Genomic DNA, 15,856 nt, shown 5'->3' on the forward strand with positions numbered 1-15,856 from the left:
GAAACAGAGTCAGACTGGGCCGCTCGAGTCCTCATCGACTGGTGACAGCCAGATGCCGGCTCTTATGTCGACTCATCGGTTCTGGCTCTGGCTCTTCGTTGGGTATTTTTTGCTGCATTTGGGCCTGCGCCTCGCAACCGGGGGTGCGCTTGGTCTGGATGAGGCTGAAATTCTTCTGGATGCCCGTACCCTGGAGTGGGGATACGGCCCTCAACTGCCTTTGTATGCCTGGCTGCAATGGGCGGTTTTCCAGGTCACCGGCCCCGGAATTCTTGGATTGTCGATCCTGAAGAACGGGTTGCTGCTGGCCACCGTTATCACCTTCTACCTGATACTGCGCACACGTCAGGCGCCGCTGATGTCCGGGCTCGCGATCCTGTCGCTATTGATGCTCTATCAGTTCAGTTGGGAGGCACAGCGCGCGCTGACACATACGGCATTGGCCAATTTCTGTTCTGTCCTCACGTTCGCCGTACTTTGGCAGCTGATCCGCAAGCCGACCACCTGGGGATTCGTTCTGTTCGGCCTCGTTATCGCGATGGGCGGGCTGTCTAAATTCAACTATGCCATTGCGCTGGTGGCTATGCTGCTGGCAGGTTTCAGCGATCCGGTGACGCGCAAGCCGCTTTGCTCGCTTCGCATGCTGGCTTCGTTGGGCATTGCAACAGTATTGCTGATGCTGCCTCTGCATTGGATTCAGCACAATCCCGAAGAGGCTTTGGCCAGCGCGCGAAAGCTGAATATGTCAAGCGAGGGTCTCACGCTTGTTGTGGCGTTGCAGGGTTTGGCAGAGCTTGCGGTGGCCGCGCTTGGTTTTGTATCGCTGTTGCTCATTGTACTTGGGGCGCTTTGGTTGACCTGCCGAAAGCAAGGAACAGTCGTTTCAGCCGACGATCTGACGAGGCTTATGTTTCGCATAGTGTTCTGGGCGCTGGTCCTTATGGTGCTGGCCGTGTTGGCCAGCGGTAGTACAAATATAAAAGACCGTTGGCTGCAACCGATCCTGATTTTTGCTGGTCCCGCTCTGGTGCTTTGGCTGTTGCCTCAAACGGGGGCTATTGGCACCCGTCGATTTGTTCAGATAAGCGCTGGTCTTGCCGGATTAATTGCAGTGGCCATGCTTCACCATAATCTTGTCGGAGACGCCAAGCGCGCAGCGCCCTTTGCCGATCTGACGCGTCAGATCGTGGATCAGACCCCGCAGGGCAGTGCGATCGTCGCGCATAATTGGCTGGCCGGGAACATGGCCTACTTCGCGCCTGAACAATCAATCTATATGAACCGGGGCATGCCACCCGAAGGGCCCATTCTGCGCGTCTGGTTGACTGAAGAAAGAGTTCCGAAAGACATCGATCCAGAGCGCATTGTCACACTGGCAAAGCCCTATCGCTTTGACGATGGCGAAGTGATGTCGCTGTCTTTCGCGCCCGTTAAGGACTAGGTTAAGCCCAAACCTGTTCCACAGATATACATGATGAAAGAAGCTGGTGGTGGTCGCAGTCTCCTGCGAACTGGTCTCAGCCAAGATTTTCCCGTTTACAGGGAATTAACAGGGATTTTCGCCGAGATTAGGGGCAATATCAGCACATTTCAGGGATTCAACGGACGATTTTACGCGTGATTACAGTGGCTTATCGCGGGTTTCCCTGTTCTTTGAGTAACAGGGAATTGACCCGTCAGATTCAGGGAAGCCCCCAGCCGTATCAGGGAAGGCCTTCAGGTGTTTCTGGGAACCACTGAACGCGGCTAGGAATGCCGGCGGCGCCAGATATCGTGCACGCGCGTTCGGCTCTGATGTCACGGCCAAAATTGTGGGGTTTTCGGGTTGCATACGTTCATGTTATGTTCACACTGAGCGATTCTATCACAAAAGCGGTTTCGCTCAGCTGGGACAACCTGCCCAAAGGCGCCCTTCGTTAAGGACAGCCCCTGGCCAGCAGGATCCGAGCGCGAACACACTGTCGGGACAAGCCACCGCCGATGAGGCCTTGGCACCCCGAAGTTGCCTTGACGAGCGTTGCCCCGAATGCGTGAGGCGACCCGAATTCACCACAAATTTGAACCGCCAAGGGCGCAGCGACCGGTTGCCTGAGCTCTTGCGAAGGAAAGGACTGACGTATGACACGCCAAGTCAAATACATCGCGATCAGCGATCTCAAACCCTGGGCCCGGAATGCCCGAACCCATTCGAAGAAACAGGTGCGCCAGATTGCGGACAGTATTGAGGCATTCGGGTTTACCAACCCGATCCTGATTGATGAACGACGCACGATCCTTGCGGGGCACGGCCGTGTGGATGCGGCGCGGCTTCTCGGCAAATCGGAAGTCCCCTGCCTGCGGCTTGATCACATGAGCGAGGCGGAGAAACGCGCCTATGTTATTGCTGACAACAAGTTGGCCCTGAACGCGGGATGGGATGACGATCTATTGGCGGCTGAGCTTGGGGCGCTGATGTCAGACGATCTCCAGTTCGATGTTGGGCTTACTGGCTTCTCGATTCCAGAGATCGATAACCTTCTGGATGCCGTGGCACCGGAAGAGGGGGGTGATCCGGCCGATGAAGCCCTTCCAGGCGACATCTGGCAACTTGGCCGACACCGGTTGATCTGTGGTGATGCGCTGGACGCAGGAACCCTCACTTTCCTGATGGACGGCGAGACCGCGACGATGGTCTTCACCGATCCGCCCTACAATGTCCCGATCGACGGCCATGTCGGCAATTCGGGCAAGATACAGCATCGTGAGTTTGCCATGGCATCCGGTGAGATGAGCGTGCCAGAGTTTACGCGCTTCCTGGAACAGGCCTTGTGCAATATGGCGGATCACAGCGTGGAAGGATCGATCCACTTCATCTGTATGGACTGGCGCCATATGAGTGAGATGCTCGCAGTGGGGCAGGCGGTCTATGACAGCCTCAAGAACCTGATCGTCTGGGCGAAAGACAACGGCGGGATGGGCACGTTCTATCGTTCCCGACACGAATTGATCTTTGCCTTCAAGAAAGGCGATGCGCCACATATCAACACCTTCGAGCTGGGCCAGCACGGGCGCTACCGGACCAATGTCTGGCAGTATCGCGGGCTGAATACCATGCGGGCTGGGCGTATGGAGGAGCTGTCGCTTCACCCAACGGTGAAGCCTGTGCAGATGATTGCTGATGCTATCCGGGATGTCTCCGGGCGGGGGGATATCGTGCTGGATGTTTTTGGCGGCTCCGGCTCAACCTTGATCGCCGCGGAAAAAACCGGCCGGTGCGCCTATCTCTGCGAGTTGGACGACATTTACTGCGATCGCATCATTGCCCGCTGGGAGGCGTATGCCAGGGACGAGGCGGAACAGCTTCTCTGCGGCTGGGCACCGCCGGCTAGCGCCAAACTGTTGGAGGCGGCAGAATGAGCGTCGGCAAGAACAAGCGCACTTTGGTAGGCCGTACCGGCTACGACGTAGGATATGGAAAGCCTCCCAAAGACACCCGGTTCAAACCGGGGCAGTCGGGGAATCCGAAGGGCCGGCCCAGGGGCTCGAAGAACAAGCGCCCGGGCCTGCATGAAGAGAGGATGAAGGACATCATTCTCGATGAAGCCTTCCGGGACATCACGATCAACGAAGGGCATCGCCGCGTGACGATCCCCATGGCGCAGGCCGTCATGCGCTCTATTGCGGTGAATGCCGCGAAAGTCCAGCATCGGGCGCAGCGGCTCTTTGCGGAATTGCTGGCATCGGTCGAAAGCTCGCGGAAGATCCTGCACGATCAGTGGCTGGATACCGCAATCACTTACAAGGTCGAGTGGGAAAAGGAACTGCGTCGTCGAGAACAGCTCGGCATCACCGACCTGCCCGAACCGCTGCCGCACCCCGATCACGTGAAGATCGACATGATCGAGGGAACCGCCAGGGTCGTGGGTCCGGCCACGAAAGAGGAGAAGGCCGAGTACGACTGGCTCGTCGAACGGCGTGGCATGTTCGAAGACGAACTGCAGTATCTGCAGGCCCAGCGGGCCAACGCCACAGACACATGCCAGGTCAACAAGCTCGACGAGGAAATCCGACGAGTCCGTCGTATCCTCGAAACTATCGATGCAAAGCTGCCCGATTAGGCTCCGCATCTCGCCGACCGGGGCCACGAACCCCGGTCGGCGAAAGACCAGGTTGCAGCGCATACCGGTCATCTGACCGATCTACTCAGATGACTGCCCTGAGCCCATTTTGACAAATGCTGCGCGCGCACGAGTGACTTCGAAGCTCTGATTGCTGCCATGGGTCTGCGCAAGGATCACCCCTTGCGGACGTTGACCAGACTATCTCCACGCTACGGTGCCGTCCGCCTAAGCTGCCATTGATGTACTGCGGCACGATTGCCGAAAGGGAATTTTATTGCGGCAATTGATGCGAAATATCCTCAATCGTCCCGCAGAATTAGATCTTTTGACCATCATTCAGTTTTCACCTGAAACCCAAAACAGACCCGCCTGACGACGGGTCTGTGTTTCGGCCGAACGATGTATTGGGAGGAACATCGATTGGCCGTAGCGGTCTCGCCGGAGGTTCAACCAAAATGCTCTTTGAAGCGATCAATACAGCGGCGGAAACCGTCTTCGAAATTTCCGTTACCGGGGTGGTAGACACTTTCGAATGATATCACCCCATCATAGGCGTCGGCTTTCAGAGCATCCGCCATCGGCTGAAACTGATCGGCCAGTTGGCCTTCGCCCATTTGTTTGACCGTCAATGTCGCGCGGGGCGTGTCGACTTGAACGTCCTTGATGTGGATGTGCCCGAGATAACCATCTTTTACTTCGTCATACCCAGCAGGAAACGCTTGTTCGTGACACCAGCAATTGTTGGCCGGGTCCCAAAGTACCTTTAACGTGTCTTTGGCATCCAGATCATCGATCAGCTTACGGGCGGTGTAATTCGAATTCACCATGGTCCCGTTGCCCGTTTCGACGACCAAAGTCACTCCGCCGTCCTTGGCAACGTCAATCGCCGGTGCAATCAGGGGCAGCATCGCGTCCCATGCACCCTTGGCGACGTTCCACTTTTCGGCACCTCCGTACCCCCAAAGGATTTGCTCTTTCTTGGGCGTCATAATGCGAACCAATGGGCTACCGACCACATGCGCCATGTCGATCACGCGCTTCAGAGAATCCAAATGCTTGCTGTGCAGGTCGTCCCCTGGTTTGTTCGCTCCGCTCATTCCCGCGAAGATGTGGCGCGACAGACAGGATACAGGCTTGCCGCGGTCACGCAGCAGCGTATCAATTTCCCGGATCTCATCCGCCGAGTGATCGCCAACCTCGGTATCGCCGACGAATTGTAGTTCCGCATATTCGAGATCAAACTCATCCATCACATCGACCGCGTGTTTCAGGTCCCGACTGATGCCATCACAGATAACGCCAAGTTTCATGTTCTTGTCCTTTCTCAGCGATGCAACTCAGCGCCGACAATGTCTTCGATCACACGGGTGCAGGCCCAGTTGTCGCCATCGGGGAATTTGGTTTTGCCAGCATGGAAAATCTGCATGGCAGATGAAGCAGTATGCATCGGAACGCCTAGCTCTTCGGCCAGATCCAGTGAGATGGTCAGGTCCTTGTGCATGGTGCCGATGCCCGAGCCGGTGTTTTCGAATTTACGGTCGATGATGTTCTCCAACGCCGTGTTAGTGCATCCGCATCCCGCGCCAGAGGTCGAAAAGACCTTGAACAGGTTTTCGCCCTTCACGCCCGCCTTGGCGGCAAGAACCGACGCCTCAAATGTTGCCGAAAAGATTGAACCGATCAGAGTCTGCAGACATGCTTTTACGGTCTGACCTTGGCCGGGCCCGTCCCCTACGCGGTGAATGGTGGCCGAGACCGCCTCCATCACTGGTTGGAATTCGTCCAGTATGGCATCGGGGGCCGCGGCCATCATGGTAAGAGTGCCGCCCTGAGCGCCTGGAAATCCGCCAGAGACGGGGCTGTCGATCAGGTGGATGCCCGAACCGACCATGGCCTCGCCAATCTCGCGGGCCTCACGCGGTTTGATCGTGGCCGTCAGAATGACCGCCCCGCCTTGCGCCATGTGACGGACCAGACCGTTTTCACCAAGAATGACAGCCTTGGCCTGATCGCCGTTCATAACCATGACATAGACCGCATCCGCGTTGGCCCCTACATCTACCACACTTGCTGCAGGCGTTCCGCCCATTTCAGCCAGCGCCTTCAGGCGCGCTTCACTCAGATCAAACCCGGTGGTTTCGAACCCGTTTTTGATCAGGTTCCTCGCCAACCCGCTGCCCATATCCCCTAATCCAATGACACCTGCACGTTGCATAATTGTCTTCCTAATGTGTCGTCCGGCCCGGCCGGAGTTGAGGTTTGGCGCCCCAATTTCCGAGGCGTCGATGTGTGCGGGGATTTCAGGCATTGGCTGACCAAGGCCGGGCAGGTCCGGAAGACACCCCGCTGCCCAATTCCGTGTCGTTACGGCCCCATGACCGCGTCCGGTATCCACATGACCAGTTGCGGGAAGATCGCGATCAAAATCAGCACCACCACATTTGCCAGCAGGAACGGCGCGGCCCCGACGAAAATCTTTCCGATCGGCATCCGGCAGATTGCAGCGCAGACGTTCAGGCAATTCCCCACCGGTGGCGTGCACGCACCAACCGCCAGACCCGAAACCATCACCACACCAAAATGCACGCCAGACACGCCCAGCTTTTCAGCGACCGGCAATAGAACCGGTGTCAGCAAAAGAATGGCGGGGCTAACGTCGATGAACGTACCCGCCATCAGGATCAAAATGGCTGTCAGAACCATGAAGGCGACCGGGCCAAGTCCGAGTCCCGAAACGAAATCGGCCAGTTGATTGGGTACACGTTCCAGCGCCAGAACAGTGATGAACACCTGACTGAATGCGATGATCATCATGATCTTAGCGGACATGATGATTGCGTGGCGCATGGCCCCCGGGAGATCTTTCAGAACACCAAAGCCGACAATGAACAATCCGATGATCAGGCCATACACTACAGCAGCTCCGGCTGTTTCGGTCGGGGTAACAAAGCCGAAGACGACGGAACCTACGATCAAGATCGGCATCAGTGCTACGGCGGCAGAACGTCTGGCCTGCCGCCCGGCTTCGGCCAATGTGAACGGTACGTCTTCGGTCGGGTAATCGTTCCTCTTGGCCAGCAACCACACGACGATCAGTTGAAGTAAACCAACCATGATACCGGGAATGATCCCGCCCAGAAACAGGCGACCGATGCTCTCTTCGGCAGCGACGGCGTAGATAATCATGGGAACAGACGGCGGGATGATCATGCCCATAGTGGACGAGGCAACCGTGATCCCCGCTGCGAAACTCTTGGGGTATCCTCGTTTCTCCATCTCAGGAATCAGCACAGACCCGATTGAAGCAGTATCCGAGGCGGAAGAACCCGAGATGCCGCCAAAGATCATCGAGCCCACGACGTTGACCAATCCCAGCCCACCTTTCAACCGACCGACGAAGAACATGGACAAGTCCAGCAGCCGCCGCGTGATGCCTCCGGAATTCATCACCAAGCCCATCAGGATGAAGAAGGGCAGTGAAACCAGCGGATAATTATTGATGCCGGAGAAGAAACGCTGAACAACGAACCCGGTCGCCGCAGGAGCCTCGATCAGGAAATACGCCAGTGACGCCAGCCCCAGAGAATAGGCAATTGGAACTCCGCAGACCAACAATATTCCAAGCGTGGCAAACAGGATCAACATGTCAGTCCTCCGGCATCCAGAGAACATCGATGGAATCCCGACCGCCCAGAGTCAGAACCACACGAACAAAGCAATAAAACACGGCAATCGAACAGGAGATCGGAACAATGATGAACACATAAGCCTGAGGCATCCCGAAGGGTTGCCACATGTTTTTGCCTGGCCCTGCGATCCAATCGATGGACAGCCAGACCAATGCCGCGTTCATCACTCCGACAAGGACAAGCCCTGCCACGTATAAGGCCATTTTGACGTAGTAGGGCATCATGTCGATGAAGAATGTGATTGCGATATGCTCGCGCTTCGTAATCGCGACGGCACCGCCCAAGGCCGAGGTGCAAAGAAACGCGATCTTGACCTGTTCGTCGACGCCGTAGATCGCCATGTCAAAGGGGCGCATCAGGACTTTGGTGACGACAATCACCAGAAACACCCCAAACAGCACGACCATCAACGCTTCGATAACGCGCGTCAGTACACGGTCAATTGCAGAGAGCGTATCCATAAACCGGTTCCGTTAAGAAGGGAATCCGGGCGCAGGGTAAGAGCGCCCGGAATTGCCGTTTCAGATCAGCCGCAGGACGCCGCTGCCGCACGGGCTGCGTCGATATCATCCATCGTGAAATGACCTGCGTCGATCATTTGTTGATAGACCGGCGCAACGGCTTCCTGGAAACCCGCCAGGGCTTCGGGCGTCAGTTCGTTGATCTCCATGTGCTTGCCGAGTTCGCCGACGATGTTCGTTTCAGCATCGCGATACAGCTTGTCCGACATCGCCATCGCTTCGACCGCAACCTCGTCAAAGGTGGCCTGAAGATCTTCGGGCAAACCGTCATACCATGCCTTGTTGACGATCAAAGGATCGGGGCCGGTCATGTGGTTCGACAGTGTCAGATACTTCTGGACTTCATGAATGTTAAAGTCCCAGATATTTTGCGGCGGGTTGTGCTGACCGTCGATCACGCCCTGTTTGAATGCCTGATATGCCTCTGAAAACGGCATGGCGACCGGAACAGACCCGATGGCCGTGCCCGTGGCGATCATCAGATCAGATTGCGGTTCGCGAATGCGCAGACCTTGCAGATCGCCAACCGAGGTTATTGGCTGAACGTTGTTGGTATATGCCCGGAACCCTTGGCTGATACCGGTGGCAGGGATGTGGTACCCGTTTTCCTCTGCACGAGCCTGCACTCCCTTGGTGAAGTCCGAACCGACCAGACATTCCATCTCATCCCAATTCGCGACGAGGAACGGCAACTGGTACAGGTTGAATGCCCCGGACGCGTCGGCAAAGAAACCGCCACGCGTGCCTTGCAGCAGACCGGCCGTCACCTGATCCATCATTTCACGCTCGTTACCAAGCGCGGCACCAAAGAAATTCTCGACTTCGATGCGACCGTCCGTACGTTTTTCAAGTTCGGTCTTGAACCAGTCCATGGACTGCGAACGGATTGATGTTTCCGGCTGCTCATTGCCATATTTAAAGGTGAAGTCCGCCGCCAGTGTTGTACTGGCCGTCATTATTAGGCCGGCAACCCCGGCCAGTAATTTAGCTGTGTAGGTCATGTTATCCTCCCTGAACGGGACTCGATCCCGTTGCATGACGTTGGGATAAGCCCCCTCACAATTCGGTGGCAAGAAAAACTGCATCAGATGACGGTAATGATGTTTTTTGATGTTATGTGAAGTTAATTTGAGGATGATTTTGATCGGAAATGATGTTAGCAGGGGCCTATGAGTGATGAAGCTGTAATAATCCCAAAGAAGGCACGCGTCTCCGAGATTGCGAGGATTGCGGGGGTCGGCACTGCTACGGTTGACCGGGTTTTGAACAACAGATCAAACGTAAAGCCTGAGACCCGCCAGCGGGTTTTGCAAGCCAAGAACGCGATCGAATCCGGCGCTCAATTGGACCAGCCTGCGCGACCCTGGCGGCTGAAGATATTTCTGCCAGAGGAAGCCGGGCCATCGACAGAATTTCTGGGCGACTGTTTCCAGAATGTTTTTACCAATGGCCGCGCCACTGTCGAGTGTGTGTTTTCCACGAAACTGGAACCATCTGTGTTGGCGCGAAAACTGAGAGCCTGCGCCGGGCAGGGAATTGATGCAGTGGGTTTTCAGGCTTTGGATGATCCGCGGGTGCGCGACGCTGTCGAAGCGCTGCACGGTTTGAATATTCCCTGCATACCTGTCGTCTCCGATCTGATCAGCCCAGTTCTGGGCCAATTTGTCGGGACGGACAACATGGCCGCAGGACGAACAGCGGCCTATTTTATGGGTCGGATGCTTCGGCAATCCGGAACTGTCGGTGTGATTTCCGGCGAGCAACTGTATCGCAACCATTCGGATCGCGAGATGGGGTTTCGGTCGGCCTTGCGAAGGGATTTCAGTCACCTCCGCGTTGTGGGCACTTATATCGGCCACGATGATGTGCAGGAAAATCGCGTGGTGGTGGGCCAGATGCTGGACGAACATCCTGGGCTGCTGGGCATTTATAACGTTGGCGGCGGCAACGAAGGCATTGTTGCGGCTCTGGCTGATCGCGATTTGACGGGAGAAATCATGCTGATCGGCCACAACCTTACGCCGAAGACGAGAAACTACCTGCTGGACGGATCAATGGATCTTGTCATTCATCAGAATATGCAACGGATCGCTGAACAAGCCGTTCAGACCCTGATCGCGACACTGGAAAACCGGCCCCATCAGGCTGAGGTCGTTCCAGTTGAAGTCATTACCCGTGAAAACATCAACGGCGCCACCTTCGGCTGATGCTCACAGGTTTTCAGATGTGCAGAGATCAAACGGAATAACTCCAACCTGTTCCTGAATTGGTTTTCCGGTCAGACACCGAGACATCATCTGAGTCACGCGATCTGCAACCTGATCCAGCGGGTTGTTAATCACCAAATCGATGCTGCCATCGGCAAGCGCGGCTTCGGTAACCGGTGTCCGTTCATGGCAGATGTAGACAATCTCCCGCGATTGCCCTGCCTCGCGCAGCGCTTTCAATGCTCCGGTCACCCCGCCTCCACAATGATAAATACCGGAGAGGTCTTTGTTGGCCCGCAGCAATTCTGCTGTCGCTTCATATGCGACTGCGGCGTCATCCAGATACACCACAGAGTCTCGAAGAGGTTTCTGCGGTGCAAATTCGCGCATGTAGCTTCTGAACCCACTCTCAAGCGCTTCGTGCCCCAGATACCTGTGCGACCCGATAAGGATGCCAACCGCGCCTTCGGTTCGATCAAGACGCGCCATCGCCCAACCTGCTGTCCGCCCTGCTTTTCGACTGTCGATCCCGACATAGGCAGTAACGTGAGGCGATGACAGGGGCGAGAGCAATGCAATGACAGGGACATCGGCGCTGGCGATCGCACGATTGATCTCCGGATGATCAATCGCAACCAAGCCTATGGCGTCTACCTTGCCGCGCATTTCGTCAATCGCAGTTGCAAGCTCGGACGGCGACAGGCTTTCTACATACCGGATCACAACATTTGCGCGGATACTGCGCAATTGCTCTGCTTTTTGCTGCAACTCGATTGCCAATTCGCGATAAAACCACTTGCTTTCTTTTTGAAGAATGAACCCCAACCGTTTAGCTGGAGCCATCTCCTCAACCCGGCGCCGCAACAATCCTGCCGAGCGATACCCCAACGCTTCTGCCGCTGAAAGAACCCGCGCAGATGTCGCCGCAGAAACCGGCGCACGCGCATTCAGAACGCGGTCTACCGTTGCGACGCCTACCCCCGCCTTTTCTGCGACGTCTTTGAGTGTGACACGGGCCATAGCACGCTCCATGATAAAACGTATCATCTATTTTGCAGAATATTATGAGAGAAATGATAGAAAATATCACGACAGGTTTGACGATTCAGACGCCCTTCGGTTCTGCTCGGCAACAGCTATGTAGAAAAGGAACCTGATGTGCTGAAGGACAATACCCTTCCTTGGCGGGATTATTCGCTGACGGGCCGGGACAGCGGTCCAAGCTTTGCACCTAAACAGTGGTATTCTACTCCAGTCCCTCGGAAACGGATGAAGGAACTGATGAAGCGCCGCGATGCTCCAGCCTTGATCGACTATGGGATCTGGCTGGGATTGGTGTTGGCAACCGGTGCTCTGGTCGTTCTGACCTGGGGTACATGGTGGGCAGTGCCGTCTGTCATCCTCTACGGGGTTTTTTATGGATCCTGTGCCGACAGCCGTTGGCACGAGTGCTGCCATGGGACTGTGTTCAAAACGCCTTGGCTGAACACCGCAGCCTATCAGCTGGCCTCATTCATGTCGCTGAAAAACCCCTATCTTTGGCGGTGGAGCCATACACGCCATCACACGGATACGGTGATTGTCGGAAAGGACCCCGAGATTGCGTTTCCCCGGCCTCCGCATCCACTCAACATCCTATGGAACATGCTGCATCTGCAATCTGGCTGGAATGAATTGAAGAAGATGTTTTGGTTGTCGGCTGGTCGTTTGACTAAAGATCAGAAAACCTTCCTCATCGAAGCCGACCGTTCTAAGGCGTTCTTGGCGTCGCGTGTTCACCTCGCAATCCTCGCGATGACATTTGCTTTGGCAATGGTGCTGCAATCATGGCTGCCCATTGTGCTGATCGGCGGACCGACGTTTTATGGTTCGTGGCTGCATCACTTGCTGGCATCTCTGCAGCATGCCGGTTTGGCAGAAGACGTCCCGGATCACCGATTGAACTCGCGAACCGTCTACATGAACTGGTTCTTCCGCTTCGTGTATTCGAACATGAACTACCATGTGGAACATCACATGTATCCCATGGTGCCGTTCTACAATCTCCCGGCCCTGCACGAAGAAATAAAAGTCGATTGCCCACCAGCTTACGCGGGAACAATGACCGCATTTCGCGAAATGCTCCCGGCCATTCTGATCCAGCGGCGCGATCCGTTCTACTTTGTCGACCGCAAGCCGCTGCTGCCCAAGGACGCTAACCCCAGCCCAGAATACACTCGGCCAACAGCCATAGCGGCCGAGTGACCCAATCCCCGGAATACAGGAAAGCCCATGACGAACTGGACCCGCGCCTGCGCTTGCGATGACATCGAAACCGAAGATCTAATCCGTTACGACAATGGCGATCGTACCTTTGCCATCTACCGAAGCCCCGAGGACGAATTTTACTGCACCGACGGCCTGTGCACCCATGAAGAAGTGCATCTGGAAGACGGTCTGGTCATCGATCATCTGATCGAATGCCCCATGCACAACGGCCAATTCGACTATCGCACCGGCGAGGCAAAGCGCTCACCGGTCTGTGTGAATCTGAAAACCTACCCCGTTAAGGTCGAAGGCGGAGATGTCTTTATCGATATCGGATGATACCATGAAACGGATCTACGACTGGGACGCGAAGTTCTCACTTAGAAACTACACCGCTTCCGACCTTCGTGCGCTGAAGGGTATCCGCAAGCTGGTTCAGACAACGGCGAATACAACCGAAGAGGCAGCAGCCGCGAAAGATGCCGGAATTGACTTGATCATGGGCAATGCCCACAACACCTCCACCGTGCGTCAAGGCGCGCCTGAATTGTTCTTCACCGCTGCACTCGGTCTCCCGGACTTTGCAACCGAAAGTGACGTGCTGACCGCCGCGTTTGCAGCCATGAAAGATGGTGCCGACAGCATCTACACGGCAAGAGGGCCGCACATTGTTGAACTTTTGGCGCGCGAAGATATCCCTGTGATGTGTCATCTTGGCCTGGTTCCTCGCAAATCCACTTGGCGGGGCGGCCTGCGTGCCGTTGGTAAAACTGCGGACGAGGCTTTCGCGCTTTGGAATGCGTTCCGCACAATGGAAGATGCCGGAGCCTTTTCGGTAGAGGCTGAAGTTATCTGTGACCGAGTATTGGCTGAGATTTCCGCCCGCACATCTCTGATTACATCCTCGCTCGGATCGGGCCCCAGTGCAGACATTATCTATCTTTTTCAAAATGACATATGCGGAGAGCAACCCGAAAGCCCGCGCCATGCACGTGCCTTTGGCGATCTCAATTCACTGTATGAACAGATAAAACACCACCGCCGAGCTGCACTTTCAGCGTTCAGGGACTCTGTTGAAGAGGAGCAATTTCCAGGCCCAAGCGAATGCGCAACAATCTCAGACGCGGAGTTTGAGAGTTTTTTTGAGCGACTAAAATGATTTTTGGTCAAGGAATGCTGAACCCAGATCCACATTTTGAAAGCCGGAATTATTACCCATCGGTAATAGATGTACGTTGGTCACCTTTGGCGACGACTAGTAAAGAAGTTTGCAATCGCAGTGAAAGTCCCTTTCCCGCCCGACCTGCGGGGGGTCGCCGTCGCGATCCGCCAGCAGTTGTCGTTCGAGCAACCGCAGCGAATTCGGACTTTGTCCCGCAACTCGGACCTAGAACATTTTCTGATGAAGGTCCGATGCATTCCATAAGCTGACTTTCGTGCTATAAAAGCAGAACATCAACCATCAAGGGTTGCATTTATCGCTAGCGGACCTTCGTTAAAAAATTGGCGAAGGTCCGGGTTGCGGACAAAGCCGAATTTGGATTCTTGGCCTTCGCTGACGCAGCATGTGCTCGCAGGTGAGGCAAGTATTTCGCTGCACTTCTTTCGATGTCGTAAGACCGGTCGTTCGCGGGTGTCGAATTGGCCTGAACCGAAACCGCACGTTCGCTGCAAGGGTCATAAACTCGAAGACGCGGACAAAGCGGTTATTAGGGGCATTGCAAGTAGAACAGCTTTGCTGAGCCCCGATCCAATCATAGGCTTCCACAGAACTCTATTTTCTTGCCGCATTTGCTCGTCGTCCATGACCTTTTCGACCACGCGGTCCCGCAAAGCATAGCATTTCAAAAAGTGACGCAAAGGGTATCGTCCAGTAGGGCATAGTCTTTCTCCATAACAAAGGTCGACGATGCTCACGCTGCCCGAGCCCGTGGCCGAAACCCACGGACCACAACCGTAGAAACCTGTAAGAAACCCGTAAGAAGCTTGGGCAAAGCGAAGACTTTTGGCATGCTGGTGCTGTTGAACCCAGCAGTTACCAATACCAAAATGAAAAATTGGACGTCTCTTTTTGCTCAGAAACTACGTTCCCATCGAATTGGCAGCGGTCGCCATGGCCGTATGACGCAAGAGGAACTGGCGATGATACTCAACGTAAGTGTTGACGCCATTAGCAAATATGAGCGCTCGCTGTCGTATATTCGTGGTGACCTTGAGTACCAACTGCAAGAAAAGCTCGGTTGGAGCTTAGAGGATGTGGTTGCTTGCCGAGCGGATTGGGAGGCCGGGCGACCACAGCATTCAGGGTCTGCCTATCGTTTGTTAAACAATCAGGAAGTGCTTAGCGAATTCGGTGGCTCCTCATCGGCGGTAACAGAAGCCGTGGCATGCATGGAGGTGGACCATGGAGAAGGCTTACCCAGTGGGTTTTCAGCCGCTGATACGGTATGGCGTGACATACAAAAATCGGGCCTTTTGTCTGGACCCTATGTAATGCTTGGGTCGAAAATCGTTGGGCACGTTGGCTTGATATTTCCAAAGTCCGATCCCGAAAAACGTTTCTTTGAACTACTGTTCGATGAAGCGGAGCTTACACCGGATCATCTGAAACGTCCTTTGTTGCCAGGGGACTACTTTGCATATTGCCCGGCGATTTATGTTGCGCGTGGACATGAGAATGCGACTCGCTTGCTCCTCTCAGGTTTTGTTTCAGAGTTGGAAGAGCTTCTCGACAGAGAGATCTTTATTCGTGAGATTGGAGCAATCTCAGTGAACGGTCTTGGAACTCAATTGTGCGAGGACCTTGGCCTCAAGTTTCTTGGAGCTCATCAGCGATACGCCGGTTTCGGAGTCTGGACTTTAAGTTGCTCGGGTATCGCCAATTCAATTGTTGGACGCCGAAGTACTAAACTTCGAGATGCCTATCTAAGTACACTCCCTTCAAGTTGACACTGAAAACTTCCAGTTCCGCTTTGGGATCACCTTCAAGATTAGCCGCCAGCCGCACAAAGGTCGGCTCAATGCTGTCTAAGGTCCGATACTCTGTTTTGTCATAGAAAATTCATGTGGTTGGCGAAAATCACAGATGACTG

14 protein-coding genes are annotated in these 15,856 nt (G+C 55.0%); 8 read left to right on the plus strand and 6 right to left on the minus strand.

Going from position 1 to position 15,856, the window contains the following annotated elements; translation table 11 throughout:
- Positions 1-52: 52 nt before the first annotated feature.
- From ACR0K9_RS06775 to ACR0K9_RS06785, 3 genes are all read left to right on the plus strand, one after another.
- Positions 53-1,441: an ArnT family glycosyltransferase gene (locus ACR0K9_RS06775; protein WP_480821777.1), complete on the plus strand. Its 1,389-nt coding sequence runs from the start codon at positions 53-55 to the stop codon at positions 1,439-1,441.
- A gap of 677 nt (positions 1,442-2,118) precedes the next feature.
- The gene (locus ACR0K9_RS06780) at positions 2,119-3,396 is read left to right on the plus strand and encodes a site-specific DNA-methyltransferase (protein ID WP_480821779.1); all 1,278 of its coding nucleotides are present in this window, start codon (positions 2,119-2,121) and stop codon (positions 3,394-3,396) included.
- The gene (locus ACR0K9_RS06785; RefSeq protein ID WP_480821781.1) at positions 3,393-4,097 is read left to right on the plus strand and encodes a DUF5681 domain-containing protein; all 705 of its coding nucleotides are present in this window, start codon (positions 3,393-3,395) and stop codon (positions 4,095-4,097) included. Before ACR0K9_RS06780 ends, ACR0K9_RS06785 begins: the two co-directional genes overlap by 4 nt.
- A 449-nt stretch (positions 4,098-4,546) precedes the next feature.
- Here ACR0K9_RS06785 and ACR0K9_RS06790 read toward each other — a convergent pair whose 3' ends face one another.
- The 5 genes from ACR0K9_RS06790 to ACR0K9_RS06810 all read right to left on the minus strand — a co-directional run bounded on the left by ACR0K9_RS06790 (position 4,547) and on the right by ACR0K9_RS06810 (position 9,311).
- A complete protein-coding gene (locus tag ACR0K9_RS06790) occupies positions 4,547-5,410 on the minus strand; it encodes a sugar phosphate isomerase/epimerase family protein (protein WP_480536366.1) in 864 nt (287 codons plus the stop codon).
- 14 nt (positions 5,411-5,424) lie between these two features.
- A complete protein-coding gene (locus ACR0K9_RS06795; protein ID WP_480536365.1) occupies positions 5,425-6,315 on the minus strand; it encodes an NAD(P)-dependent oxidoreductase in 891 nt (296 codons plus the stop codon).
- 149 nt (positions 6,316-6,464) lie between these two features.
- On the minus strand, positions 6,465-7,745 hold the full coding sequence (locus tag ACR0K9_RS06800) for a TRAP transporter large permease (RefSeq protein ID WP_480536364.1): 1,281 nt from the start codon (positions 7,743-7,745) through the stop codon (positions 6,465-6,467).
- Between the two features lies 1 nt (position 7,746).
- Positions 7,747-8,250 (minus strand): TRAP transporter small permease, encoded by a 504-nt coding sequence (locus ACR0K9_RS06805; protein WP_480536363.1) that lies wholly within the window; start codon positions 8,248-8,250, stop codon positions 7,747-7,749.
- Positions 8,251-8,315: 65 nt separating this feature from the next.
- Positions 8,316-9,311 carry a TRAP transporter substrate-binding protein gene (locus ACR0K9_RS06810; protein ID WP_480628395.1) on the minus strand — a complete coding sequence of 332 codons (996 nt, stop codon included), beginning with the start codon at positions 9,309-9,311 and terminating at the stop codon, positions 8,316-8,318.
- Positions 9,312-9,479: 168 nt separating this feature from the next.
- Between ACR0K9_RS06810 and ACR0K9_RS06815 the strand changes: the two genes are divergently transcribed.
- Positions 9,480-10,517: a LacI family DNA-binding transcriptional regulator gene (locus ACR0K9_RS06815; protein WP_480821783.1), complete on the plus strand. Its 1,038-nt coding sequence runs from the start codon at positions 9,480-9,482 to the stop codon at positions 10,515-10,517.
- A 3-nt stretch (positions 10,518-10,520) separates the two neighbouring features.
- Here the strand turns inward: ACR0K9_RS06815 and ACR0K9_RS06820 are convergent, their stop codons facing one another.
- The gene (locus ACR0K9_RS06820; protein ID WP_480567134.1) at positions 10,521-11,564 is read right to left on the minus strand and encodes a LacI family DNA-binding transcriptional regulator; all 1,044 of its coding nucleotides are present in this window, start codon (positions 11,562-11,564) and stop codon (positions 10,521-10,523) included.
- Positions 11,565-11,675: 111 nt separating this feature from the next.
- Between ACR0K9_RS06820 and ACR0K9_RS06825 the strand changes: the two genes are divergently transcribed.
- The 4 genes from ACR0K9_RS06825 (at position 11,676) to ACR0K9_RS06840 (ending at position 15,713) form a co-directional block, all read left to right on the plus strand.
- Positions 11,676-12,761, plus strand: a complete 1,086-nt coding sequence (locus ACR0K9_RS06825; RefSeq protein WP_480821785.1) for a fatty acid desaturase — start codon at positions 11,676-11,678, stop codon at positions 12,759-12,761.
- A 27-nt stretch (positions 12,762-12,788) separates the two neighbouring features.
- Positions 12,789-13,103: a MocE family 2Fe-2S type ferredoxin gene (locus tag ACR0K9_RS06830; protein WP_170680686.1), complete on the plus strand. Its 315-nt coding sequence runs from the start codon at positions 12,789-12,791 to the stop codon at positions 13,101-13,103.
- Positions 13,104-13,107: 4 nt separating this feature from the next.
- On the plus strand, positions 13,108-13,923 hold the full coding sequence (locus ACR0K9_RS06835) for a 3-methyl-2-oxobutanoate hydroxymethyltransferase (protein WP_480821787.1): 816 nt from the start codon (positions 13,108-13,110) through the stop codon (positions 13,921-13,923).
- An 851-nt stretch (positions 13,924-14,774) separates the two neighbouring features.
- Entirely contained in the window at positions 14,775-15,713 is a 939-nt protein-coding gene (locus ACR0K9_RS06840) for a helix-turn-helix domain-containing protein (RefSeq protein WP_480821789.1), read from the plus strand.
- The last annotated feature ends 143 nt before the right edge of the window (positions 15,714-15,856 follow it).

It is taken from the genome of Ruegeria sp. L12, assembly GCF_056531745.1.

Excerpts from the sequence above, each read along its gene's own strand:
- ACR0K9_RS06775 (WP_480821777.1), top strand. The coding sequence starts at position 53 with ATGCCGGCTCTTATGTCGACTCATCGGTTCTGGCTCTGGCTCTTCGTT.
- ACR0K9_RS06780 (WP_480821779.1), top strand. The coding sequence starts at position 2,119 with ATGACACGCCAAGTCAAATACATCGCGATCAGCGATCTCAAACCCTGG.
- ACR0K9_RS06785 (WP_480821781.1), top strand. The coding sequence starts at position 3,393 with ATGAGCGTCGGCAAGAACAAGCGCACTTTGGTAGGCCGTACCGGCTAC.
- ACR0K9_RS06790 (WP_480536366.1), bottom strand. The coding sequence starts at position 5,410 with ATGAAACTTGGCGTTATCTGTGATGGCATCAGTCGGGACCTGAAACAC.
- ACR0K9_RS06795 (WP_480536365.1), bottom strand. The coding sequence starts at position 6,315 with ATGCAACGTGCAGGTGTCATTGGATTAGGGGATATGGGCAGCGGGTTG.
- ACR0K9_RS06800 (WP_480536364.1), bottom strand. The coding sequence starts at position 7,745 with ATGTTGATCCTGTTTGCCACGCTTGGAATATTGTTGGTCTGCGGAGTT.
- ACR0K9_RS06805 (WP_480536363.1), bottom strand. The coding sequence starts at position 8,250 with ATGGATACGCTCTCTGCAATTGACCGTGTACTGACGCGCGTTATCGAA.
- ACR0K9_RS06810 (WP_480628395.1), bottom strand. The coding sequence starts at position 9,311 with ATGACCTACACAGCTAAATTACTGGCCGGGGTTGCCGGCCTAATAATG.
- ACR0K9_RS06815 (WP_480821783.1), top strand. The coding sequence starts at position 9,480 with ATGAGTGATGAAGCTGTAATAATCCCAAAGAAGGCACGCGTCTCCGAG.
- ACR0K9_RS06820 (WP_480567134.1), bottom strand. The coding sequence starts at position 11,564 with ATGATACGTTTTATCATGGAGCGTGCTATGGCCCGTGTCACACTCAAA.
- ACR0K9_RS06830 (WP_170680686.1), top strand. The coding sequence starts at position 12,789 with ATGACGAACTGGACCCGCGCCTGCGCTTGCGATGACATCGAAACCGAA.
- ACR0K9_RS06835 (WP_480821787.1), top strand. The coding sequence starts at position 13,108 with ATGAAACGGATCTACGACTGGGACGCGAAGTTCTCACTTAGAAACTAC.
- ACR0K9_RS06840 (WP_480821789.1), top strand. The coding sequence starts at position 14,775 with ATGCTGGTGCTGTTGAACCCAGCAGTTACCAATACCAAAATGAAAAAT.